At 63.3% G+C, this 21761-nt stretch carries 21 protein-coding genes and 1 pseudogene; 12 read left to right on the forward strand and 10 right to left on the reverse strand.

Annotation, left to right across the window (positions count from 1 at the left end; genetic code table 11):
- Window positions 1–110 precede the first annotated feature (110 nt).
- The 8 genes from G6N54_RS02315 (at window position 111) to G6N54_RS02350 (ending at window position 10456) form a co-directional block, all read left to right on the forward strand.
- Entirely contained in the window at window positions 111–1019 is a 909-nt protein-coding gene (locus tag G6N54_RS02315; RefSeq protein WP_163788416.1) for a universal stress protein, read from the forward strand.
- Between the two features lie 59 nt (window positions 1020–1078).
- The gene (locus G6N54_RS02320; protein ID WP_163788417.1) at window positions 1079–1966 is read left to right on the forward strand and encodes a universal stress protein; all 888 of its coding nucleotides are present in this window, start codon (window positions 1079–1081) and stop codon (window positions 1964–1966) included.
- A 37-nt stretch (window positions 1967–2003) separates the two neighbouring features.
- Window positions 2004–3545, forward strand: a complete 1542-nt coding sequence (locus G6N54_RS02325) for a bifunctional aminoglycoside phosphotransferase/ATP-binding protein (protein WP_179969152.1) — start codon at window positions 2004–2006, stop codon at window positions 3543–3545.
- A gap of 16 nt (window positions 3546–3561) precedes the next feature.
- Window positions 3562–5856 (forward strand): phosphoenolpyruvate synthase, encoded by a 2295-nt coding sequence (ppsA, locus tag G6N54_RS02330; RefSeq protein ID WP_232073275.1) that lies wholly within the window; start codon window positions 3562–3564, stop codon window positions 5854–5856.
- A gap of 28 nt (window positions 5857–5884) precedes the next feature.
- Entirely contained in the window at window positions 5885–6988 is a 1104-nt protein-coding gene (locus G6N54_RS02335; RefSeq protein ID WP_179969153.1) for a 3-oxoacyl-ACP synthase III family protein, read from the forward strand.
- Window positions 6972–7874 (forward strand): 3-oxoacyl-[acyl-carrier-protein] synthase III C-terminal domain-containing protein, encoded by a 903-nt coding sequence (locus tag G6N54_RS02340; RefSeq protein WP_163788418.1) that lies wholly within the window; start codon window positions 6972–6974, stop codon window positions 7872–7874. Before G6N54_RS02335 ends, G6N54_RS02340 begins: the two co-directional genes overlap by 17 nt.
- Complete coding sequence (locus tag G6N54_RS02345) at window positions 7874–9259, forward strand: WS/DGAT/MGAT family O-acyltransferase (protein ID WP_163788419.1); 1386 nt, start codon at window positions 7874–7876, stop codon at window positions 9257–9259. Before G6N54_RS02340 ends, G6N54_RS02345 begins: the two co-directional genes overlap by 1 nt.
- 414 nt (window positions 9260–9673) lie before the next feature.
- Complete coding sequence (locus G6N54_RS02350) at window positions 9674–10456, forward strand: SDR family oxidoreductase (RefSeq protein ID WP_163788420.1); 783 nt, start codon at window positions 9674–9676, stop codon at window positions 10454–10456.
- On the opposite strand, the pseudogene G6N54_RS29655 reads toward G6N54_RS02350, so the two are convergent.
- A pseudogene (locus G6N54_RS29655) lies at window positions 10449–13306 on the reverse strand (MMPL/RND family transporter). The gene G6N54_RS02350 and the pseudogene G6N54_RS29655 overlap by 8 nt on opposite strands.
- Entirely contained in the window at window positions 13303–13719 is a 417-nt protein-coding gene (locus G6N54_RS02365) for an MmpS family transport accessory protein (RefSeq protein WP_163794448.1), read from the reverse strand. The pseudogene G6N54_RS29655 and the gene G6N54_RS02365 overlap by 4 nt, the downstream one beginning before the upstream one ends.
- Between G6N54_RS02365 and G6N54_RS02370 the strand changes: the two genes are divergently transcribed.
- A complete protein-coding gene (locus G6N54_RS02370; RefSeq protein ID WP_163787987.1) occupies window positions 13622–14032 on the forward strand; it encodes a hypothetical protein in 411 nt (136 codons plus the stop codon). The two genes, G6N54_RS02365 and G6N54_RS02370, sit on opposite strands and share 98 nt — an antisense overlap.
- On the opposite strand, the gene G6N54_RS02375 is transcribed toward G6N54_RS02370, so the two are convergent.
- From G6N54_RS02375 to G6N54_RS02395, 5 genes are all read right to left on the reverse strand, one after another.
- Window positions 14022–14630 carry a TetR family transcriptional regulator gene (locus G6N54_RS02375; RefSeq protein WP_163794450.1) on the reverse strand — a complete coding sequence of 203 codons (609 nt, stop codon included), beginning with the start codon at window positions 14628–14630 and terminating at the stop codon, window positions 14022–14024. The two genes, G6N54_RS02370 and G6N54_RS02375, sit on opposite strands and share 11 nt — an antisense overlap.
- 145 nt (window positions 14631–14775) lie before the next feature.
- Entirely contained in the window at window positions 14776–15717 is a 942-nt protein-coding gene (locus G6N54_RS02380; RefSeq protein ID WP_163788421.1) for an alpha/beta hydrolase, read from the reverse strand.
- 54 nt (window positions 15718–15771) lie between these two features.
- Window positions 15772–16392 carry a hypothetical protein gene (locus tag G6N54_RS02385; protein ID WP_163788422.1) on the reverse strand — a complete coding sequence of 207 codons (621 nt, stop codon included), beginning with the start codon at window positions 16390–16392 and terminating at the stop codon, window positions 15772–15774.
- Window positions 16389–16991 (reverse strand): methylated-DNA--[protein]-cysteine S-methyltransferase, encoded by a 603-nt coding sequence (locus G6N54_RS02390; protein WP_163788423.1) that lies wholly within the window; start codon window positions 16989–16991, stop codon window positions 16389–16391. Before G6N54_RS02390 ends, G6N54_RS02385 begins: the two co-directional genes overlap by 4 nt.
- The gene (locus tag G6N54_RS02395; protein ID WP_179969155.1) at window positions 16978–17493 is read right to left on the reverse strand and encodes an RNA polymerase sigma factor; all 516 of its coding nucleotides are present in this window, start codon (window positions 17491–17493) and stop codon (window positions 16978–16980) included. Before G6N54_RS02395 ends, G6N54_RS02390 begins: the two co-directional genes overlap by 14 nt.
- Window positions 17494–17618: 125 nt before the next feature.
- Here G6N54_RS02395 and G6N54_RS02400 point away from each other — a divergent pair, with 125 nt between their 5' ends.
- From G6N54_RS02400 to G6N54_RS02410, 3 genes are read left to right on the forward strand one after another with little or no spacing between them, the layout of a single operon-like run.
- Window positions 17619–17954, forward strand: coding sequence for a methylated-DNA--[protein]-cysteine S-methyltransferase (locus G6N54_RS02400; RefSeq protein ID WP_163788424.1), 336 nt, complete (start codon window positions 17619–17621; stop codon window positions 17952–17954).
- Window positions 17954–18667, forward strand: coding sequence for a 2OG-Fe(II) oxygenase (locus tag G6N54_RS02405; protein ID WP_163788425.1), 714 nt, complete (start codon window positions 17954–17956; stop codon window positions 18665–18667). Before G6N54_RS02400 ends, G6N54_RS02405 begins: the two co-directional genes overlap by 1 nt.
- A 33-nt stretch (window positions 18668–18700) precedes the next feature.
- On the forward strand, window positions 18701–19366 hold the full coding sequence (locus G6N54_RS02410) for a nitroreductase family protein (protein ID WP_163794454.1): 666 nt from the start codon (window positions 18701–18703) through the stop codon (window positions 19364–19366).
- A 12-nt stretch (window positions 19367–19378) separates the two neighbouring features.
- On the opposite strand, the gene G6N54_RS02415 is transcribed toward G6N54_RS02410, so the two are convergent.
- From G6N54_RS02415 to G6N54_RS02425, 3 genes are all read right to left on the reverse strand, one after another.
- On the reverse strand, window positions 19379–19807 hold the full coding sequence (locus G6N54_RS02415; protein WP_163788426.1) for a cupin domain-containing protein: 429 nt from the start codon (window positions 19805–19807) through the stop codon (window positions 19379–19381).
- A 38-nt stretch (window positions 19808–19845) separates the two neighbouring features.
- Entirely contained in the window at window positions 19846–20526 is a 681-nt protein-coding gene (locus G6N54_RS02420) for a sigma-70 family RNA polymerase sigma factor (protein WP_232073277.1), read from the reverse strand.
- Window positions 20527–20633: 107 nt separating this feature from the next.
- Window positions 20634–21551: a LysR family transcriptional regulator gene (locus G6N54_RS02425; protein ID WP_163788427.1), complete on the reverse strand. Its 918-nt coding sequence runs from the start codon at window positions 21549–21551 to the stop codon at window positions 20634–20636.
- Window positions 21552–21761: the final 210 nt, after the last annotated feature.

Genomic DNA, 21761 nt, shown 5'->3' on the forward strand with positions numbered 1-21761 from the left:
TCAAGCCTTTCCGTCCGTTGAAGGTCTCTCGGCCATGCAGTTGGGGACGAAAGTCTCATGACTGATGAGTGTTTGGACCATAGCGTTCTTGATGAGCGAAGGAGAGCAAAATGACTGCGTCCCGAAAGCGTTATGGCGTTGTCGTCGGGGTCGACGGATCGCCCGCGTCGAATTTCGCCGTCTGCTGGGCCGCGCGGGACGCGGCGCTGCGTGGCATTCCACTGACGCTGACCCACATGGTGAACCCGGCGGCGCCGGTGTGGCCGCCGATGGCGCTGACCGCGGATACCGAGCTATGGCAGGAAGACTATGGTCGTCGCATCCTCGAAGAGGCGATCAAGATTGCCCAGGACGCCACCAAGGTCTACCACGAAGTCGATATCGCAACCGAGCTGAGGCTTGCACCACCGGTGACGGCGCTGGTCGAACTCTCGGAGACGGCAGAGATGGTCGTCGTGGGCAACAACGGGCGCGGAGCAGTCGCCCGGGCCTTCCTGGGTTCGGTCAGCGCCGGCGCGGTGCGCGGTGCAAAGTGCCCCGTCGCCGTCATCCGTGACGAAGATCCGTTGATGCCCAATCCTCTTGACGCTCCTGTGCTGGTGGGCATCGATGGGTCTCCGGCGTCGGAGCTAGCGACAGCCATCGCGTTCGACGAGGCGTCCTGGCGCGGCGTGGACCTGACCGCTGTGCATGCCTGGAGTGACGTCGGATTGTTCGAACTTCCAAAGCGGGAGTGGCCCGCGGTGAGGATCCAGGCCGAGGAGATCCTGGCTGAACGTCTCGCCGGTTGGCAAGAACGCTACCCCGACGTCACAGTGCGTCGACTTGTCGTGTGCGACCAGCCGGCTCGACAACTCATCGAACAGTCCGAGGCGGCTCAGCTGGTTGTCGTGGGCAGTCACGGGCGAGGTGGTTTGGCCGGCGTGTTGTTGGGCTCGGTGAGCAATGCGGTCGTCCATGGAGTCCGCATGCCGGTGATCGTCGCGCGGCCGCCTTTCGGCCATGTACATGGGGACTAAAGCCTCATGATCGACGCCCGCCCAAGCAATAGCGTTTTCGGTGACTGGAGGAGGACGGCATGACGGCACCAGAGAAGCGCAACGGGATCGTGGTCGGCGTTGATGGATCGGCCGCATCGAACGCTGCGGTTGTGTGGGCCGCGCGTGATGCCGCTCTGCGAAATGTCTCGCTGACCCTGGTGCACATGTTCGAGACATTCGTGCCAACCTTCCCGCAGGTGCCTATGCCCAGCGGCGTTGCGCTCTGGCAGCTCGACGATGGGCGCCAGGCTCTCGAACAGGCGGTGAAGATGGCCCGGGACGTCGTGCAGGCAGACCGGAAGGTCGCTATCACCAGCGAGGTGAAGCCTTCGCCCGCGGTGCCGACGCTGGTCGAAATGTCCGACGACGCTGAGATGATCGTGGTCGGTTCCACCGGCCGCGGCGCGGTGGAGCGCGTTCTGCTCGGCTCGGTGAGTTCGGCCGTGGTGCGCGGCGCCAAGTGCCCAGTCGCGGTCATTCGCCCCGACGCCCCGACGCCTCCGCTCGGCGACCACGCTCCTGTGCTGGTGGGAATCGACGGGTCGCCGGCATCTGAGGCGGCGACTGCCATTGCATTCGGTGAAACGTCCCGGCGCGGTGTCGAGCTCGTAGCCCTGCACGCGTGGAGCGATATCGAATTCTTCGAACTTCCCGGATATGACTGGACAGCGGTCGGCGCGGAAGCGGAGCGAAATCTGGCTGAGTGTCTAGCGGGCTGGCAAGAACGCTTCCCCGATGTGTCGGTGCGGCGGCGCCTCGTGAGAGACCGGCCGGCCCGGCAGCTGATCGAGCAATCGGAGGCGGCCCAACTGGTTGTCCTGGGCAGCCACGGTCGCGGTTCACTGTCGGGTGTGATGCTGGGTTCGGTGAGCAACGCGGTTGTGCATTCGATCAGCACACCGGTGATCGTGGCGCGCTCTTCCTGAGACCTCAATCAATCGACCGGAATGTAGAGCCATGAATATGACGATTGCCACAGATCGGCCCAGCAAAGTGCCGACGTCAGTTGCGTCGCCCTACATCGATGTTCGTGAAACTCACACGGGCATGGTGGTGCTTGTCGGCGACCGGGCCCTCAAGGCGAAGAAGCCGATCGGGACCCACTTCTTGGATTTCCGCACTGCCGAACAGCGCGAACGTGCCTGCCTGCGCGAGGTGGAGCTGAACAGCCGCCTCTCTCCCGAGAGCTATCACGGCCTAGCACATCTCACCGATCCCACCGGTGGACCCGATGAACCAATCGTCGTCATGCGGCGCTACCGCGACGAAGAACGTTTGACGTCCTTGATAGCTTGCGGCCCAGACGAATCCGTTCGCGAGGTATTGGACACCATCGCCACGGTGCTGGCCCACTTCCACGCACGCGCAAAGCGAAGCCCTGAGATCAACGCCCAGGCCAAGGTCTGCGCGGTCGACGGACGCTGGCACGAAAATCTCTCGGAGCTGAACAGCTATGCGGGCAAGCGCTTTCCAGAGTTGTCGTTCAAGTTGTTAGCCCGGGTACAACGCCTTGCCGGCGAATTCATTTCGGGACGAGGAGCGTTGTTCGCCCGCCGGATCGATGAGGGATGCATTGTCGACGGGCATCGCGATCTGCTCGCCGACGACATTTTCTGGGCTGACGGCCGGCCAGCGATGCTCGACTGCCTGGAGTTCGACGATGAACTGCGCTATGTCGACCGCATCGATGACGCCGCGTTCTTGGCGATGGATCTAGAGTTCTTGGGCCGCAAAGACCTTGGTGACTATTTTGTCCAACGCTACATCGCCTATTCGGGCGATACGGCGCCGTCGTCGCTGTGGGACTTCTACATCGCGTATCGCGCCGTGGTCAGGGCCAAGGTGGACTGCCTCCGGCTGTCGCAGGGTGATGTGGATGCGGCCAAAGACGCGGGCCGGCATTTGGCTATTGCGATCCGGCATCTGGAGCACGGTAGCGTTCGACTAGCACTGATCGGTGGAAACCCGGGCACAGGTAAGTCAACGATTGCGAACGCGCTCGCCGAAGCGGTTGGAGCGCAGGTAATCGCGACCGACGATGTGCGCCGGGAGCTACGAGAATCGGGAGTCATCACCGGTGACTCGGGCATTCTGAACGGGGGCTTGTACCGGCCCCGCAACGTCCGGCGAGTCTACGAGGTCGCTCTGGACCGGGCGCGCACGCTTCTCGGTGACGGCCGGTCAGTCATCGTCGACGGGACCTGGCGAGACCCATACATCCGTGCCTATGCCCATTTGCTTGCCACGGAGATGTCCTCGGCGGTAGTGGAACTCATGTGCGTGGCCAGCGCCGATACGACCACCGACAGAATACTGGCGCGACGGGCGGGGAATTCTGAGGTGACCCCGCAGATCGCCGCGGCGCTGGCCCGCCAGCAGTACGGCTGGGACACCGCGTCCGCGTTGGATACCTGCCAGCCGCGCGACGACACCATCCAGCGCGCGCATGCCGCGTGGCGCCAAGCGGTCAGCGCGCCGGGTCCGCAGACCAGCACTCAATTCTGACTCATAAGGAGTAACCGTGTCGACGAACATCATTGCAAGTCAATATGTCTCAGATATAGCCGATCTGCGGCTCGCTGACTCGGAGGAGGCGGGCGGCAAGGGCGCTAATATGGGCGAACTGGTCGACGCCGGTCTCCCGGTTCCGCCTGGGTTCGTCTTGATGCGAAGCAGTTACCTGGCTTCGATGCAGGCGGGCGGAGTCGACTTGGAGCTGGCTGCACTCCATGCCGAGGCGTTGGCGGGGGTCAGCAACACGTCCCGACTGTCCGAACTCTGTCAGCGAATGCAAAATCTCGTCCTCAAGGCTGGCATCAGCGAAGAGGTGCGTGGTCCGTTACTCGATTCCTACCGTGCGCTGGGCTCGGACTGCACTGTGGCGGTTCGGTCTTCGGCCACTGGGGAAGATGGTCGTGACGCGTCCTTCGCCGGGATGAATCAGACATTGACGAACGTGACCGGTGAACCTGCGCTATTAGATGCCGTCAAGGCATGTTGGGCATCGCTTTTCAGCCCTCGCGTGATCACCTATCGAGCCAGCCGGGGCTTCCTGGCCACACCCGCAATGGCGGTCGTCGTCCAGCAGATGATCGCTTCTGAGCGTTCGGGGGTCGCGTTCACCTCCGATCCCAGCACGGGGGAGCGGGGCCATCTCGTCATCGAAGGGGCTCTCGGGCTGGGCGAGGTCGTGGTCTCCGGAAAGGTTCAGCCCGACACCTACGTCGTCGACAAGAAGACGCTAGACGTGCTAGATGTCAAGATCGGCTACCAGGCATTCAAGATTGAGCGCGGTCCCGACGGCAGGGACGTGGTCGTGGAGTTGGATCCCGAACAGGCCGAGGCGCGTGTGCTCGACGACGCATCATTGCGGCGTATCGCCGAACTGGCCATTGCTGTTGAAACCCACTACGGATGCCCCCAAGATGTTGAGTGGGCGATCGCGGCCGGTAAGGCCTGGCTGGTGCAAGCACGACCTATTACGACACTGAACAACCACGCGTCCGATGATCAGGGAACCGACGGCGTCTTGGTTCGAGGGTTGCCCGCGGCGCCAGGCTCTGCGTCCGGCCGGGTGCGGGTTCTGCACACTCCGGACGAAGGCAACCGCTTGCTCGACAACGAGATACTGGTCGCTCCGATGACCAACCCGGATTGGCTTCCGGCGATCCGTCGTTCGACTGCGCTCGTAACCGAGACAGGCGGCATGACGTGCCATGCAGCGATCGTGGCGCGCGAGCTCGGTGTCCCCTGTGTGGTGGGAGCCCGCAATGCGACCACCATTCTGCACGACGGCCAGACGGTCACGGTCGACGGCGGACACGGAAATGTCAGTGCCGGACGCCGTGGCACGGAGAGGCGGGTGACGACGGCCGAGCCACCCGCACGGGAGACGGTCGCCAGCGAGACCACCGGCACCAAGATCTACGTCAACCTGGCCATGCCCGACACTGCCGAATCGGTCGCGGCCCTCGATGTCGACGGCGTCGGGCTGCTGCGCGCCGAATTCCTGCTCACCCAGGCGCTTTCGGGAAGACATCCACGCGATCTCATCGCGCGTGGCGAGCAGGACGATCTGGTCGACGCGATGGTTGCCTCGATCGGTCGGATAGCTGCCGCATTTGGGACTCGGCCCGTCATCTATCGTGCGACCGATTTTCGGAGCAACGAATTCCGCGGCCTACGTGGCGGCGATTCCTACGAGCCCGTCGAACACAATCCGATGATCGGGTATCGCGGGTGCTACCGATACATCAAGGAACCAGATCTGTTCGGTCTGGAGCTCCGGGCACTGGCCAGGGTGCGCGAGCAGAATCCCAACCTGCACTTGATGATCCCATTCGTGCGGACGCGCTGGGAACTGGAAACATGCCTATCCCTTGTCGATGTGAGCCCGCTGGGCTCTCAGCGCGGCTTGCATCGCTGGGTGATGGCGGAAGTGCCATCGGTGATGTACTGGCTGCCCGAGTACATCGGCCTTGGCGTGGACGGCGTGTCCATCGGTAGCAACGACTTGACCCAACTGATCTTGGGGGTCGACCGCGACTCCGACATCTGCGCCGATCTATTCGACGAATCAGACGGCGCCGTGCTCGACGCCATCGGCACCATCGTGGCGATCGCGCGCAAACACGGCATCACCTCATCGTTGTGCGGTCAGGCACCATCGACCAATCCGGCGTTTGCTGAGCATCTAGTTCGCATGGGAATCACGTCGGTTTCGGTCAACCCCGACGCGGTCGCGGCGACCCGGCGAACTGTTGCCTCCGCCGAACGACGGATATTGCTGGAATCAGCGCGTGCAGTGAGTAACTAGCACCCGCTCGCCCGTAGGGATATTGCAGATGGCTCGGCATTGGTTGGTGATGGAGGCAGCCGGCGAAGGCCTGCCGGCGCCGTTCGTGGCGCGGCTGGCAGGTGCGGGACGGCACTTGCCCGAAACTCACCTGACCACAGACGAACTGATGGCGACCACGCGCCACCGTACCCACATCGATCTGGAACGGTTGACCGGGATCCGCGAGCGCCGCGTTTCGGTGGGAGACGAGGATTCCTACACTCTCGCCACGTCGGCGGCACTGAATTGCCTTGGTACGGCGCAACAAGACCCGGCGTCGATTGACGTGGTCATCAGTTGCAGCATCACCAAACTGCGTGGTGGTCTTACCCAATGGCTCGAGCCGTCGATGAGCAGTGCAGTCGCCCGCGGGATCGTTGCGCCCCAGGCGATGACGTTCGATGTGTCGAATGCGTGCGCCGGTATGCTCACCGGCGTAACGATTTTGAACAATTGGATCCGGCAGGGAATCGTCGAGCGCGGACTGGTGGTCAGCGGCGAGTACATCTCCCAGCTTGGCCGTAACGCGGCCCGACACATTCGCAACATCATGAGCAAAGAGCTTGCGTGCCTAACCCTCGGCGATGCCGGCGCGGCACTGCTGCTCGAGCGTGCACCCGCGGGCTCAGCGGGGATCAGCCTGGCCGGATTCACCACGGTCGCCGATTACAGCAGGCTGTGCCTGGCCTACCCCAAAGGTCACGATCCGGGTGCGCGGATGTTCACCAATTCCCGTGCCATTCAGAAGGCCGCGATCGCCAACACTCCGCTGCTACTGCACGAAGTCCTTGACACCGTGGGGATCTCGATTCACGACATCGATCATGTGATCACTCACCAGACTTCGGCGCGTGCTATTCGCAAGGGTATGGCCCGAATGTCGGAGGAGTTCGGCGACAGTCCCCGGCACGACGCTGTGATCACCGTCGACCGATATGGCAACACGGCCTCGACGACTCACACGGTGGCCCTCGTCGAGGAGCTCGAGGCGGGACGGATTGAGGCCGGGGAAAGGGTTGCGCTGCTCGCCCTGGCTTCGGGACTCGAGATCGGTGTGGTCTTACTGACCCTGGATGAGGATTTGGTGAGTCGCTATGGGCATGGTCATTGAACAAGTAGACATCGCGCAAGCACGGTGGCGTGACCGGCACAGTGCGCTGCGCCTTGCGGTCAGCGCCGCCCAGGATTGCCTGCAGCACGCCGGTTGCACGCCAAATGAATTGGACCTTGTGGTCAATGCCGGCATTTACCGTGACCGCAATTTGGGGGAGCCCGCCCTTGCCGCCCTGATCCAGGACGACATCGGAGCCAATCCCGAGGATCCCCACGATGACGCGCACGGCACTTTCTCCTTCGATATCGCCAACGGCGCGTGCGGGGTGCTGACCGCGTTGCAGATCGTCGATGGATTCCTGCGAACGCGCAGCATCCGGCGTGCACTTGTGGTGGCCAGCGACGCCGATCCGGGGCACGGCATGAGCGAGCACTTCCCGTTTTCGGCCGCCGGAGCGGCGTTGCTGTGCGGATGGACGGATGACGGTTATGGTCTTAGCCACGTTTCCTGGGTGAATGCCAACGAAGCAGGAGAGGATGAGGAGATATTTTCTGCGACAGTGGGATTCGCCGACGCGCGTAACGTATTGCGGTTCAACCAGTCTGCCGCGATGGATGAGCGATTCGCCGCGGCTGCCGTAGAAGCGGTGCACGCCTGCCTGGATGAGCGGTCCGCCCGGCTTGCCGACGTCGACATGATCGTCGCCGCACCCGCGCGGCATGAATATCGCACCGCGCTGAGCGACCGGCTTGGGGTGCCGGTCGACAAGATCAGCATCGCTGACGATCAACGGATGCACACCGCCGCGCTGGCGGCAGCATTCGAACGGCAGGCTGACCGACTGCCGGGGGGCGCGCTGGTGCTGTTCGTTGCCGCCGGTGCGGGCATTACCGCCGGTGCTGCCTTGTACCGTCAGCCGCTGTCAGCCGGGACGGAGTCGTAGTGGAGCATTTAAGCGCTTTCGATGCCACTTTCCTCGAGGTCGAAGATTCCGATCCGCACGTGAGTTTGGCGATCGGCAGCGTGTCAATCATGGCAGGCCCTCCTCCCAGCTACGAGGAGTTCGTTTCGATTTTTGCCGAACGGGCGCCGCAAATTCCGCGCTGTACACAGATCCTGCGGAGGCATCCGCTGGATCTCGGCTCACCCGAGTGGGCGGATGATCCGCACTTCGACATCTCGCGGCACCTGCATCGTCTCGCCCTGCCACACCCTGGCGACGACGCCGCGTTGTTCGAGATGGTCGCCTCTGTCATGGAGCGACGGCTCGACCGCGAGCGCCCACTGTGGGAGTGCTGGATCTTCGAGGGGCTCACCGATAACCGGTGGGCCGTGCTGACCAAAGTCCATCACTGCGTCGCCGATGGGATCGCGACAACCCAGATCCTGGCAAAGTTCAGCGATAGCGGCGGCGGTGACAGCTTCGCGACCGCCATTCGCGCAGCCAGGGAACCGGCCCGGCATCGGGTAGGCCTGCCGAAGGTTAACTTGAACCCATTGAGCTGGCTGGGCGGGGTCGCGCGAAGCGCGTTTGCGGCGGCGGCCGCGGTCGAACACATGGCGATGGGTGCGGCCGAGCTGACGGCCGGTGTGCTCAGCGGGGCGCCAGAGTCGTCGCTGAACGGACCCGTCACGTCGCTGCGACGCTACAGTGCGGCCCGAGTTCGGTTGGCCGATCTGCAAGAGGTTTCTCGAGCATTCGGCGTCACACTCAACGATGTGGCGCTGGCGGCGATCACCGCCAGTTACCGCGAGATCTTGCTGGAGCGCGGAGAGCGGCCCGATCACAACTCGCTGCGCACGCTTGTTCCGGTTTCGGTCCGCGCGACCAATCACTTCAACATGGCCGACAATCAGGTCTCAGCAATGCTGCCGTTACTGCCGGTCGACGAGGCGGACCCGATGAAGCAGCTGCAGCTGGTGCACAGTCGTCTTACCCGGGCCAAAGCCAGCGGTCAACGCGAAGGAGGCACCGCGCTGACTGCGGCGGCGAAGAATGTCCCGTTCGCGTTCACGGCATGGGCCGTCCGCTTGCTATCGCTACTGCCCCAAAAGGCAGTTGTTGCGGTGGCGACGAACGTTCCCGGTCCGCGCGACGCGCAGAAACTGATGGGCCGCCAGGTGCTGGAGATCTTGCCGATCCCGCCGATAGCTCTCAATGTGCGCACCGCCGTTGCGATGCTCAGCTACGCCGACCAGTTCGTTTTCGGCATCACCGCCGACTATGACACCGCGCCCGACATCCAGGACCTGGCCAGCGGAATCGAAGATGGGGTTGAGCGGCTGGTTGCGGCAGGCCGCACGCATCGACGCAGAGGCCGCTCGTAGCGGGCTGACGGTGAATACCTTTGGCTCGCTCGCCCGAGGCTGAGCCGCCGAAAGTCCTTCGCCCTAACGACTTCAGGCCCTATCAGTGGGTGCGGCGAGTTGCTGGGATAAGAGCTGTGAACGCGGCACTTCGGCCAACCGCGCTAGAGGAGTAGCCAATAATGGCTCACGTTAACGGTGCTAAAGTCATTGTCCTGCAGTCACATCCGATGTGGATCGCGGCCCAGCAGCATGCGCGAGAGCGAAGCGATGCGCCGTCATCCGTCATTTGCTCGGCAGAAAACTTCCTAAAGGCTCCGCTTCGGGGTGATTCCCGACGCGGTATCGACTCGCGACGATTTCCGCGTCATACATGCACGCATATATGTATGGTGACGTTCGAGTCAACGACGCACCACACGACAGGAGAGTGCATTGGCAGAACGATTGGCGGGAAAGGTCGCACTGATCAGTGGGGGTGCGCGGGGGATGGGCGCCTCGCACGTGCGGATGATGGTGGCCGAGGGAGCCAACGTCGTGTTCGGCGACATCCTCGACGACGAAGGCAAGGCGGTGGCCGCAGAGGTCGGCGACGCGGCCCGCTACCTGCACCTCGACGTGACGAAGCCCGACGACTGGGATGCGGCGGTGGCCACCGCGCTCAGCGAGTTCGGCGGTGTCGACGTGCTGGTGAACAATGCGGGCATCATCAACATCGGTACCTTTGAGGACTACGCGCTCGCGGAGTGGCAGCGGATCCTCGACATCAATTTGACCGGTGTGTTTCTCGGCATTCGCGCGGTGGTGAAGCCGATGAAGGAAGCCGGACGCGGTTCGATCATCAACATCTCCTCGATCGAAGGAATGGCCGGCACCATCGCCTGCCACGGTTACACCGCAACGAAATTCGCGGTGCGGGGCCTGACCAAGTCGGCTGCGCTGGAGCTGGGTCCCAGCGGAATCCGGGTCAACTCGATCCATCCCGGCCTGATCAAGACCCCGATGACCGATTGGGTTCCCGACGACATCTTCCAGACCGCGCTGGGCCGGGCCGCCGAACCTCGGGAGGTCTCCAGCCTGGTGATCTACCTGGCCAGCGACGAGTCCAGCTATTCCACCGGGTCGGAGTTCGTCGTCGACGGCGGTTGCACCGCGGGCCTGGGCCACAAGGACTTCTCCGCCATCGAGACCAACGCGCAACCGGAGTGGGTTACGTAGCGGCGGTTACGGATTCGGGTTCCGTGGCCGGCTTCGGCCACGGTGACGGAACCGGGCGTTGCCGCACCCGCTGCGGCCACCAGAACCACTTGCCCAACAGCGCGGCGATGGATGGCGTCATCAGCGACCGCACGATCAGGGTGTCGAAGAGCAGGCCCAGGCCGATCGTGGTACCGACCTGGCCGATGACGGTCAGCTCGCTGACGCCATGGTCATCATCGTGAAGGCGAAGACCAATCCCGCCGACGTGACCACCGAGCCGGTGCCGCCCATCGACCGGATGATGCCGGTGTTCAACCCGGCGCGGATCTCCTCCTTGAACCTCGCCACCAGTAGCAAGTTGTAGTCGGCGCCGACGGCGAGCAGGATGATGACCGACATGGCTAGCACCATCCAGTGCAGCTCGATACCGATGATGTGCTGCCAGATCAGCACCGAGAGCCCGAACGACGCACCCAGTGAGAGCAGGACGGTTCCGACGATCACCGCCGAGGCCACCACGCCTCGCGTGATGATCAGCATGATGATGAAAATCAGGCAGAGCGAAGCGATCCCGGCGATCAACAGGTCGTAGGTATTGCCGTCACTGAGGTCTTTGTAAATTGCCGCAGTGCCCCCGAGATAGATCTTGGAGCCCTCCAGCGGTGTGCCCTTGAGCGCCTCATAGGCGGCCTTCTTGATGGCGGCGATGTGCGAAATGCCTTCTTGGGACATCGGATCGCCGTCGTGGCTGATGATGAAGCGCACGGCGTGGCCGTCGGGCGAGATGAAGTTCTTCATGCCCCTCTTGAACTCGGTGTTGTTGAAGATCTCCGGCGGCAGGTAAAACGAGTCGTCGTTCTTGGACGCGTCGAACGCCTTACCCATCGCGTTGCCATTCTTCTGCGCCTCGTTCTGCTGATCCTGCAGACCCTTCTGGGTCGAATACATGGTCAGCATCAGCGCCACCATCTGAGGCATCAGGGTGTCGAGATGATCCATGATCGGGAGCAGGCTCTCGATGTCATCGGTCATCGTGTCGATGCCGTCGAGGGTGTCGAAGACGGAGTGAATCGACCAGCAGACGGGGATGTCGAAGCAATGCTTTTCCCAGTAGAAGTAGCTGCGGACAGGCCGGAAGGTGTCCTCGAAATCAGCTATGTGGTCCCGTAATTCGTTGATGTCGATGGTCATGTCGTGCATCTTTTTGACCATTTTGTGCATGTCGTTGGACATCTGCACGGTGATGCTGGACATCTTTTCCATGCTGTCGATCGTCGTCTGCATCATGTCGGCCTGCTTGAGCATGTCGGCCATCTGGTCTTCTTGGTACTTCTGATTCATCTGCTGGGTGACACCCTGCATGCTGATCTGAAATGGAATCGAGGTGTGCTCAATCGGCGTGCCCTCGGGCCGCGTAATCGCTTGCACGCGACCGATTCCCGGTACACGAAAGATCGTCTTCGCGATCTTGTCGATCACCAGGAAGTCCGCGGAGTTGCGCAGGTCGTGATCGCTTTCGATCATCAGCACCTCGGGGTTCATCCGCGCGTGCGAGAAGTGGCGATCGGCGGCGGCGTATCCCTCGTTGGCGGGCAGATCCGCGGGCAAGTAGTTGCGGTCGTTGTAGTTGGTGCGGTATCCGGGCAGCGTCAGCAAGCCGATCAGCGCGATCCCGATCGTCATGACCAGGATCGGCCCGGGCCACCGCACGATCACGGCGCCGATCTTGCGCCACATGCGAATACGTTGCGTTCGCTTGGGTTCCAGCGTCTTGCCGAACCGCGTTGCCACGGTGATGACCGCGGGACCCAGCGTCAACGCCGCGGCCACGACGACCACCATGCCGATGGCCAACGGGATACCCAGCGTCTGGAAATACGGCAGGTTGGTGAAGTGCAGGCAGAACGTCGCACCGGCGATCGTCAGGCCCGAGCCGAGCACCACGTGCGCGGTGCCGTGGAACATGTCGTAGTAGGCGTCTTCGCGCGAATCGCCCTTACCCCGGGCTTCCTGATATCGGCCGATCAAGAAGATCGCGTAGTCGGTGGCGGCCGCGATCGCCAGCGTGACTAGCAGATTGGTCGCGAATGTCGAGAGCCCGATGATGTTGTAGTAGCCCAGGAATGCGACCGTGCCGCGTGCAGCCGACAGCTCGAGCACCACCATCACCATCGTCAACAACACCGTGACGATGGACCGGTAGACCAACAGCATCATCGCGATGATCACGGTGAAAGTGCACATCGTGATGAGTTGGACGCTGCGGTCACCCGCTACGTGCTGATCCGCTGAGAGCGCGGCGGGTCCGGTAACGTAGGCCTTCACGCCGTTGGGCGTGGGCATGCTTCTGACGATGTCTTGCACGGACTCGACGGATTCGTTGGCCAGCGACTCGCCCTGATTACCGGCGAGGTAGACCTGAACATAGGCGGCCTTGCCGTCGTTGCTCTGCGCACCAGCCCCGGTCAGTGGGTCGCTCCACATGTCCTGAACGTGCTCAACGTGTTTGGTGTCGGCGTCGAGCTTTTTGACGATCTGGTCGTAGTAGGCGTGCGCATCGGCGCCGAGCGGTTGTTGCCCTTCGAGAACGATCATGATCGAGCTGTTGGACTTGTATTCGTTGAACACGGCGCCCATGCGCTTGGTCGCGACCACCGATTGCGCATCGTCGGGGGCCATCGAGACCGAGCGCATCTTCCCGACGGTGTCCAAGTCCGGGACGATCGTGCTGAGCACCGCGATCAGCGCTATCCAGCCCAGGATGACGAATACCGCGTACTTCCGGATGAAACGCGGGATCTTCTCCCGCACTGGCACCTCAGCCGTCGGGATCGCATCGGTGCGGGTGTCGTTGAACGTTGTGCTCATGCGGATTTCACCAGGCAGAAGGTCAGGGCGTGCACGCCGGTGGTTATCTTCTCGTCCTTGATTTCGTCATCGATGGTGATGCGGCAACCGAGGTAGTCGCCATCGCTTTGCGCCGAGAGGTTCGGGAAGACCGACGGCGCGGTCGTTTTGAGGACCAGCGTCCAGGGCAGTGGCGCTCCGTCGATTCGCTTGGGGTCGGCGGACAGATCCAGGTAGTTCACGTTTGCGTGGCTGGCCGAGCCGAAGACTTCGTATTTGACGACCTTGGGCTTGAACGGCTTGGAGTCGTCCAGCCGCGGGCTCGTCATGACGCCGGTGTCATTGGCACCGAAGAAAGACTTGACCCGCACCACGGCAAAGCCGCCGACTACCACAACCGCCACGATCAGGAGCGGCAACCAGGCGTTCCGCACGATCTTCGATAGCAGCAACTACGTGAGTCCTTTTCTCGTCACCGTGGTCTGGCCGGCGCCCGCACAATTCGCGGGCATTCGTGTGCGCGAGCCGCATGATTCAGCATCGGATTTCGGCTCTCGCCGCGACTTGCGCGCCCGATCGTTGCTTGCGGAGGAAGCCAACGGCGTGTGCCGGCGGCCGTTTCCGGTGCCGACGCGTGCCTCGCTCTGCGGAAGCGTCCCCGAACACCGCCACCAGCGCATAGTACATGATGTGCACATCTTGCACATCATGCAACGTTCGCTGGCGGTGTTTCAGATCACTCTGTGAAGATGCTGTTCACGAGCGCGGCAGCCCGCTCGACATAGGGCATCGGCGTGTCGTCGGGATCTACCGGCTCGCTGTTTGCCCACTTTTCGAGGCCCGAACGCACCGCGGTCAGGGCTAGGGCGGAGATCAGGGCGGCCATCTCGTCGTCGGGCTTCATGTCCTGGCGGCGCACGATGATGTCGGCCAGCTGAAGCTGGAAACGCTCCAGGTCGGCGAGGAACGCGGCCAGCACCGCGGGCGACGTCTTGGCGAGTTCGAGCATGTGGGCGGCCTGCTCACGCAGCGGAGGCACGTCGCGCAGATGGTGCGCGGCCAGGGTGATCAGCTCGGCCAGCACCACCGAGTACGGAGCCGGTCCGGCCGCGACGAAGTCCGCGACCAGCTCGGGAGGGATGTCCGAGGGGCCGTAGGCGATGGCGGACTCTTTGTTCGGGAAGTAGTTGAAGAACGTGCGCGTCGAGATTCCCGCTTCGGCGCAGATTTCCTCGATCGTCACCTTGTCGAAGCCGCGCTCGAGGGCCAGCCGCACCGCGGCATCTCGGATGTCTGCGCTGGTCTCGCGGCGACGCCGCTCGCGCAGTCCCATCGGGTTGGCCATACCTTCCATAGTTGCACGTTCTGCACACTTTGCACTCAACTCGGCCGATCGGCACCCCGACTCGCTAGGCTCGCGTGTCCGTTGTCATCTGCGCATGATCGTGAAATATCAACCTACACAATCAAATTTGTGGATAGCGAAGCGTTTACCGGGACTGGTCGTCCGCCGGCGCGGCCAGGGCCGCCCAGAGATGGTCGCGCTGGCTGGCAAAGAATTTCGCCGAAATCGGCGCCTTGTCCACGATGTGGTCGAACGCGTGGAACGCGCCGGGCGCGACCTCCTCGTGAACGGGCACGCCCGCCTCTCGCAGCCGCCGCCCATAGTCCAGACACTCCTGGTGAAAAAGATCCAACGTCCCGACGCCGATCCAGGCCGGAGCCAGCCCGGACAGGTCCGGGCGGCGACCCGGGGCCGCCTCGACGGGGTCTGCTCCGTCGAGGTACCACTGCCAGGCCAATTGATTGTCCGTTTCGGTCCACATCAGGCGCTTGGGACCGTCACGGTTTGCGCCGGTGCGATCATCGAGCATCGGGTAGACCAGCATCTGATAGGAAAGCTCGATGTCGCCGCTGTCGTGCGCGCGCTGCGCCAGCGCGGCCGCGAAATTTCCGCCGGCGCTTGCCCCGCCGACCGCGATTCGGTCCGGGTCCACCGACGGTTGGCGCGCCAGCCAGAGCAGCGCGGCATAACAATCTTCGAGCGGTGCCGGGTATGGGTGCTCGGGTGCGAGTCGGTGCTCGACCGCCGCTATCGCGACACCGGTCAAGCGAGATAGCTTGCGGCAGAACTTATCGTCCTGGGCGGCGGTGCCCATGATGGTGCCGCCGCCGTGGATCCACAGCAGCGCGGGTGCGCGCTCGGGAAGGCCGGCCGGACGGTGCATGCGCACCGTGACGTGTTCGTTGACGCTGATCACGGGGACGTCGCGGAGCCGGCCGGCGTTACCGAGGACTTGCATGATGGCCCGCTGAATCTTGTAGCCGCGGTGCAGGGCGTATCCCCGGGGCAGAAGTCGGGCGACCTTGCGCAGATCGGGATCCAGCGCCTGCGGCGAGGTGAAGGCATTCTCGGGCAACGCGTTTGCCATGGGTGTTCTCTGTTCCCTCATGCCGATAGGCCAGTTTGACCATACACAGCGGGGTTATCGGGCCGAGTCGTCGATCTGAACGGGGTATCCGGCGCGCAAGATTCGCGTCGTGGATAGCGGGGTGAGCACCGTGGCCTCGCCGCTTGCCGGTCGAAGTAGCTTTCGCCGATAGGAGTTGTCATGGCCCCAGAGCGCCAGGTGGTCGCCGACGACGGTGGCTGGTCCGGAGTCAGTGGCGACGTACACCCCGTCGGGCAGATCGTCCCAGGCGGCGCGGTGGCCGGTCTTGTCCATCCGTTCGCGGTGCAGCCGAGCGTCGATGTCTTTGGCGTAAAGTGTTGTCGTGCTCTGGGTTTCACGCCACAACGATCGGTAGGTCTGGTAGTCGCGGTGGCGGCATTCGCCGCAGGGACGATGCCCGGCGGCCAACGCCACCGCTTCGTCGAGGAAGAAGAGGGGCGTGTAGCGGTTCGGTTCCCACTGCGTCACTCGGCGATCTCGGAACGACAGCACACACGTGATCCAGGTCTTGTGTTGATGATTGCGCACGACCTCACATGTGCCGCGTCCCTCGTGCAGACGGCCGCGGTTGCCCATCCAGGCGCCCCGGCCCGCTACGGCGATGATCTCGCCCAGCGGTGAGACGCGGTTGCGCGCCGGCCCCTCCGTCGTCATCCCTCCCGCTCGAGGTCGAGCAGCACCCGCTTGGCGTCGGCTCCGCCCCGGTAGGCACCGACGGCTCCGTCGGACCGGATCACCCGATGGCAGGGCACGACGATCGGGATCGGGTTGCTCGCGCACGCGCTGCCCACGGCGCGTACCGCCTTGGGGGAGCCGGCCAGTCGCGCCAGCGCCGCGTAGCTCGCCGTGGCGCCATAGCTGATCTCGTCATTGAGGTGTTCGAGGACCGTGCGCCGAAACCCGTGCGACAGTGTCCAGTCCAGCGCCACATCGAAGCTGTGCCGGCGGCCGGCAAAGTATTCGTCTAGCTGACGCGCGATCGGATCGAGCCGCGTCGGCGCCTCGAGCACCCGCGGGCTTATCCGCTCCGAGAGCGTCAGCAGCACGCCGTCCGGATCCTCGTTGGCGAAGGCCACCCGCACCAGTCCGAGCGGGGTGGCCGCCAGCAGCAGCGGCCCGACGGCGGAGTCCACCGTGCGATAGGCGATGTCGAGCAGGCCGTCGGCCTGAGCCTCTCGCTCCAGACGCGCGTGCAGGCGTTGCAGACGATCCGGGTCGACGGCGTAGTGGTGCGCGAGGTCAGTCGGGGTCATGGTCGTTCCTTGCAGTGTCGATGACGGGATAGGTGCGCCGCAGGGTGGCGATGCCATCGGCCGCGGCGCGGCGGGCAGCGGCAACGCTGCTGTCGAGGATCGTCGCGATCTGCGCGTAGGGCAGGCCCGCCAGATAGTGATAGGCGACGGCCTGCCGTTGCTTGGGTGGCAGCGCGCCCACGGCCGTTTCGAGGTCGAGGTCGTGGCGATCGGTTCGTTCCCCGGCAGGGGAGTCGGGGGCATCGGCGACCGGGATGGCCCGTCGCGCTGCCGCGCGAGCGATGTCGATGGCTTTGCGGTGGGCGATCGTGACCAGCCACGCCTCGACATTGGCGTCTGCCGGCAGTTGCGGGTAGGCCTTCAGCGCCGCGAGGAAGGTGTCCGACCAGGCGTCGTCGGCGTCGCTGTGGCCGACCACGGCGTGTACGACCCGCAAGACCGTCGCGCCGTGCTGCGCCACGACAGCCTCGAAGGGCAACTTGACGTCCTGGGCGGCCTTCACGGTGAGATTTCCTCCTGCTCCCTGATGTGAAGACGTCGGCGCATCGTGGAATGTGAGAAATCGATTCGCATCCCCATCTCACGCTTGTCGACCGTTCATCGTCTACCACTAAAGGAGGTTGAATGATGACTGCACGACACACGGTGATCGATAGCCCGTTGGGCGGGCTGACCCTGGTCGCCGACGAGGGCGTCCTGACGGGCGTGTATTTCCGGCATCATTGGCACCCGCCCACAGCGGAGGCCCTCGGCGAGTACGTCGAGCTGGCCGCCGAATTGAGCACCACCGCCTACGAAGTCGGTCAGATCGTCGGACGCAATCCGCTGAGTATCGTGATTCCGTGCCATCGGGTCGTCGGGAAAGACGGCGCGCTAACCGGCTACGCGGGTGGCCTGAAGCGCAAGCGTTTCTTGTTGGATTTGGAGGAGCCAGCTCCCGCGGTGGCTGGCAAGCTGTTCTGATGCCATCGAACTGGCGTAAGCGCGTTGATGCCGCGGACTGGGTAGCGGTCACCGCCGACATGAACGATGTCGGCGGTGCACTGCTCCCGGAGCTGATCACGCCGGCCGAATGCGCTTCGGTCATCGAGCTTTACGCGGACGACGGTCTGTTTCGTGCCGTCGTCGATATGGGCCGGCACCGCTACGGGCAAGGCGAGTACCGGTACTTCAAACAGCCTTACCCACGACCTATCGAAGACTTGAAACAGGCGTTGTACCCACGGTTATTGCCGATCGCCCGCGACTGGTGGACGAAGCTCGGCCGGGAAGCTCCCTGGCCCGACACGCTCGATGAATGGCTGGACATGTGCCATCGTGCCGGCCAAATCAAGCCGACGGCTCTGATGCTCAAGTACGGCCCGGGTGATTGGAATGCGCTGCATCGAGACCTCTACGGAGAGCTTGTCTTTCCGCTTCAGGTCGTCATCAATCTCAACGAGCCTGGGGTTTCCCACACCGGGGGCGAATTCCTGCTCGTCGAGCAGCGAGCCCGGGCCCAGTCACGCGGGACGGCGACGACGCTGCCGCAAGGCCACGGCTACGTCTTCACCACCAGAGAACGGCCCGTCCGCTCGACGCGAGGATGGTCGACAGCGTCGGTGCGCCACGGTGTGTCCGGCGTTCGCTCCGGCCAGCGCTACACGCTGGGGCTGATTTTCCACGACGCAGCCTGAACAGTCGTGGCCGGCTGCGGCACGATGGTGTTCATGGAGTTGTACGACGTCATGCGATCTACCCCGGCGGTACGCGAATTCACCAGTGATCCGCTGCCCGACGACGCTCTCGAGCGCATCCTCGATAACGCTCGCTTCTCGCCGACCGGCGGCAACCGACAGGGCGTGCGCGTCATCGTGCTGCGCGATCCGGGCACCCGGTCGGCGTTGGCGGATCTTGGGCTAACCGCAGCCCGTCGCTATACGGCGCAGTTGGCCAACGGCGAGTCGCCCTGGAATCCGTTGCAGCCGACCAACTTAGATGCTGCTACAATCGCGGCCGCGGAGCCGGCCGCGCAGATGTCGGCACCATTTCGTGAGGCGCCGGTGGTGCTGGTGATCCTGCTGAACCTTGCCGTTGTCGCCGCGACCGATCAAGATCTCGAGCGCATCGCGGTGGTACCCGGCGCGTCGGTGTACCCGTTCGTGTGGAACGTGTTGCTGGCGGCGCGCAATGAGGGCTACGGCGGAGTGTTGACCACGATGATTGCCGCCGAAGAGCCGGGGGCAAAAGACCTTCTCGGAATGCCAGACTCATTCGCCATCGCTGCGTTGGTGCCACTGGGCAAGCCAGTGCGACAGGTAACGAAATTGCGACGACGGCCGGTCTCCGAGTTCGTCACCTCGGACCGATTCGACGGGGCGCCTTTCGGCGGATAGCCGGCTGTCCTCTCAAGCGAACGGACAGCCGGGATTTGGGGCATCCTCGGCCGCTGGTTTGCCCATCGGCTGGATGTAGATGACTTCCAGGATCAGGGGCGTGCTGCCGAGGTTGCGGCCTAGATGGACGTGGTCGGGGCCGGCAGGTTCGATCACCGGATCGCCCGGGTTGTAGACGCCGTCGATCGAGCAATTGGCGGCGTAATGCGTGAGTGTGCCTTGCTTGATCGCTCCGACGAGCACGCCATCGTGCCAGTGCCAGCCGGTACTGCCGCCGGGGTCGACGGTGATGTCACGCACGATGAAGTCGCGACCCTCTTGCGACGATTCGGTCTCTTGGGCCGAATTCACTCCGCTGCCGGGCGTCGCGGCGCCGCGGGCGGGCGGTAGCGCGATTGCCAGTAAAAGCAGCAGTGAGACAAGCCCTCGGCGTGCACGCATCGCGGTGACCTCTACCCTTAGGCTGATCCTCGCTGCTATTAGGCTGCGGCTACCACATCGCCTTCGCGGATGTATCGCTGCTCGATAGCGAAGTCCAGCAGCAACTTTCGCATGTTTTTGCGGCCGCGATGGATGCGAGACATCACCGAACCCAGCGGGATGTCGAGGATCTCGCCGATTTCCTTGTATCGGAAGCCTTCAACGTCGGCGTAGTAGACGGCCAGTTGTTGCGACTCCGGCAGTTGCTGGAGTGCCTGGCGAACCTCCGGGTCGCCGATCGAATCGAGCACTTCGGCCTCGGCCGACAATCGTCCTGCGGTTGACTGTGGAGGTCCGGCCGGAATCAGGAAGTCACTGACGTCGCCGGCCAGCCACTCCGCTGGGCGACGTTTGGCGGTGCGGTAGTGGTTGATTCGCGTGTGGTTCATGATCGTGAAGAGCCATGCGCGCAGGTTCGTTCCCTCCTTGAAGGACCCAAATCCAACGTAAGCTTTGATCATCGTCTCCTGGACGAGGTCCTCGGCGTCTGCGTGGCTTTGGCAATACCTGCGTGCCGCACGGAATAGCTGATCGCGCAGCGGTATGACGTCGCGTTCGAATCGCGTTGCAAGATCATCGAGATGCGGATTCGGCTTGGAAAGCGACATGATCGTCAACCTCGTAATGTTTGCGCTCGATTGTGTCTCTTCATCAGAGCAACGAAGGATGATCGTGTCCAATGAATGGTTCTGATCCGAGCCATCAAAGTTAGAGATAGGCGTGGTGGGAGGCTATATGGTCCGCCCGGCGCAACGAGACGACGCGCAGATGCCGAAGATGTCGCCTATTACGACGATTGGCTTGTCGACCGGTTTCCGGGGCGCGGCGACGACGCGAGGATCAACTCGGCGAGCTTGGCTGCGGCCGGCGAGACCTGAGCTGGTCCGGCCATGGCGAGGTAGATCGGCCACACGATCTCCGGCTGCAACGGTATAGCGCGGAGGCCGGGAAAGCGGCTGGCGTCGCTGGCGGGCATGAACATGGTGCCCAAGCCGTGCTGCACCAAACTGGATGCGACGCCGTCGTTGACTGCCGCCTCGTACCGGGTGCGCGCCGTGATGCCGGCCGCCCTGAAGGCGTTTTCCACGATGCGGCGCAGGCCGAATTCGGCCGGGAAGCCGATCAGACTCTCGTGGGCAAGCTCGATGATGCCAAGGCGGTCGCGCTGTGCTAAATGATGATCGGGCCGGCAAACAAAGAACATCGGCTCCTCGGCCAACAGCCGCATGTCGATACCTGTCGGGAAGCGGTCCGGAGCCGAAATGAAAGCAAGGTCGAGCGAGCCGTTGGCAACCGCGGACAGGTGCGGTACCGAACCCGTCGTGCTGAGCCGCAGAATGATCTGGACAAACGGATAAGTACGGTGAAATCCACCCAATACCCTTGGGACGTCGAGCGCCCCAAAGGATATGAGTGATCCCACTTCCACGGTTCCGGAGAGTTCGCCGAGGTAGTCATTGATCGAATCCTTGGCGAGTCGAGCGCTGTGAATGATGCGCCGTGCATGGTCGCGGAACAACTCGCCGGCCGGGGTCAGTTTGATCTGCTGTTTGGATCGGTTGAATAGTTCGACGCCTAGTTCCCTCTCCAGCTTGCTGACCGACGTGGAAAGGGCGGACTGCACAACGTGCACCCGTTGCGCCGCGCGCGAAAAGTTCATTTCGTCTGCCACGGCGATGAAGTACTCGAGCTGACGTAGTTCCATCCCACACCCTGTCAATGGAGTTAAGGAACATCGCAGAAGGCATCAGCGGACTGATGCTGTGCGCATGCTCCATCGAGATGTAACACCCGTCACGCCGCATTGTGTGCGCTGGCGGCGTATACGGATTCACGTCGACGCGATCATTGCCAGTGATCGCCGGAATGGCGATACTTCACGGGCTCGGACGGGTGCTGAGAGGGGCCGATAGGT

It is taken from the genome of Mycobacterium stomatepiae (assembly GCF_010731715.1).
Classification (GTDB): domain Bacteria; phylum Actinomycetota; class Actinomycetes; order Mycobacteriales; family Mycobacteriaceae; genus Mycobacterium; species Mycobacterium stomatepiae.

What these genes read in the sequence shown, in the direction of transcription:
- G6N54_RS02315 (WP_163788416.1), top strand. Translation starts at nt 111, where the DNA reads ATGACTGCGTCCCGAAAGCGTTATGGCGTTGTCGTCGGGGTCGACGGA.
- G6N54_RS02320 (WP_163788417.1), top strand. Translation starts at nt 1,079, where the DNA reads ATGACGGCACCAGAGAAGCGCAACGGGATCGTGGTCGGCGTTGATGGA.
- G6N54_RS02325 (WP_179969152.1), top strand. Translation starts at nt 2,004, where the DNA reads ATGACGATTGCCACAGATCGGCCCAGCAAAGTGCCGACGTCAGTTGCG.
- G6N54_RS02335 (WP_179969153.1), top strand. Translation starts at nt 5,885, where the DNA reads ATGGCTCGGCATTGGTTGGTGATGGAGGCAGCCGGCGAAGGCCTGCCG.
- G6N54_RS02340 (WP_163788418.1), top strand. Translation starts at nt 6,972, where the DNA reads ATGGGCATGGTCATTGAACAAGTAGACATCGCGCAAGCACGGTGGCGT.
- G6N54_RS02375 (WP_163794450.1), bottom strand. Translation starts at nt 14,630, where the DNA reads ATGGCCAACCCGATGGGACTGCGCGAGCGGCGTCGCCGCGAGACCAGC.
- G6N54_RS02380 (WP_163788421.1), bottom strand. Translation starts at nt 15,717, where the DNA reads ATGGCAAACGCGTTGCCCGAGAATGCCTTCACCTCGCCGCAGGCGCTG.
- G6N54_RS02385 (WP_163788422.1), bottom strand. Translation starts at nt 16,392, where the DNA reads ATGACGACGGAGGGGCCGGCGCGCAACCGCGTCTCACCGCTGGGCGAG.
- G6N54_RS02390 (WP_163788423.1), bottom strand. Translation starts at nt 16,991, where the DNA reads ATGACCCCGACTGACCTCGCGCACCACTACGCCGTCGACCCGGATCGT.
- G6N54_RS02400 (WP_163788424.1), top strand. Translation starts at nt 17,619, where the DNA reads ATGACTGCACGACACACGGTGATCGATAGCCCGTTGGGCGGGCTGACC.
- G6N54_RS02405 (WP_163788425.1), top strand. Translation starts at nt 17,954, where the DNA reads ATGCCATCGAACTGGCGTAAGCGCGTTGATGCCGCGGACTGGGTAGCG.
- G6N54_RS02410 (WP_163794454.1), top strand. Translation starts at nt 18,701, where the DNA reads ATGGAGTTGTACGACGTCATGCGATCTACCCCGGCGGTACGCGAATTC.
- G6N54_RS02415 (WP_163788426.1), bottom strand. Translation starts at nt 19,807, where the DNA reads ATGCGTGCACGCCGAGGGCTTGTCTCACTGCTGCTTTTACTGGCAATC.
- G6N54_RS02425 (WP_163788427.1), bottom strand. Translation starts at nt 21,551, where the DNA reads ATGGAACTACGTCAGCTCGAGTACTTCATCGCCGTGGCAGACGAAATG.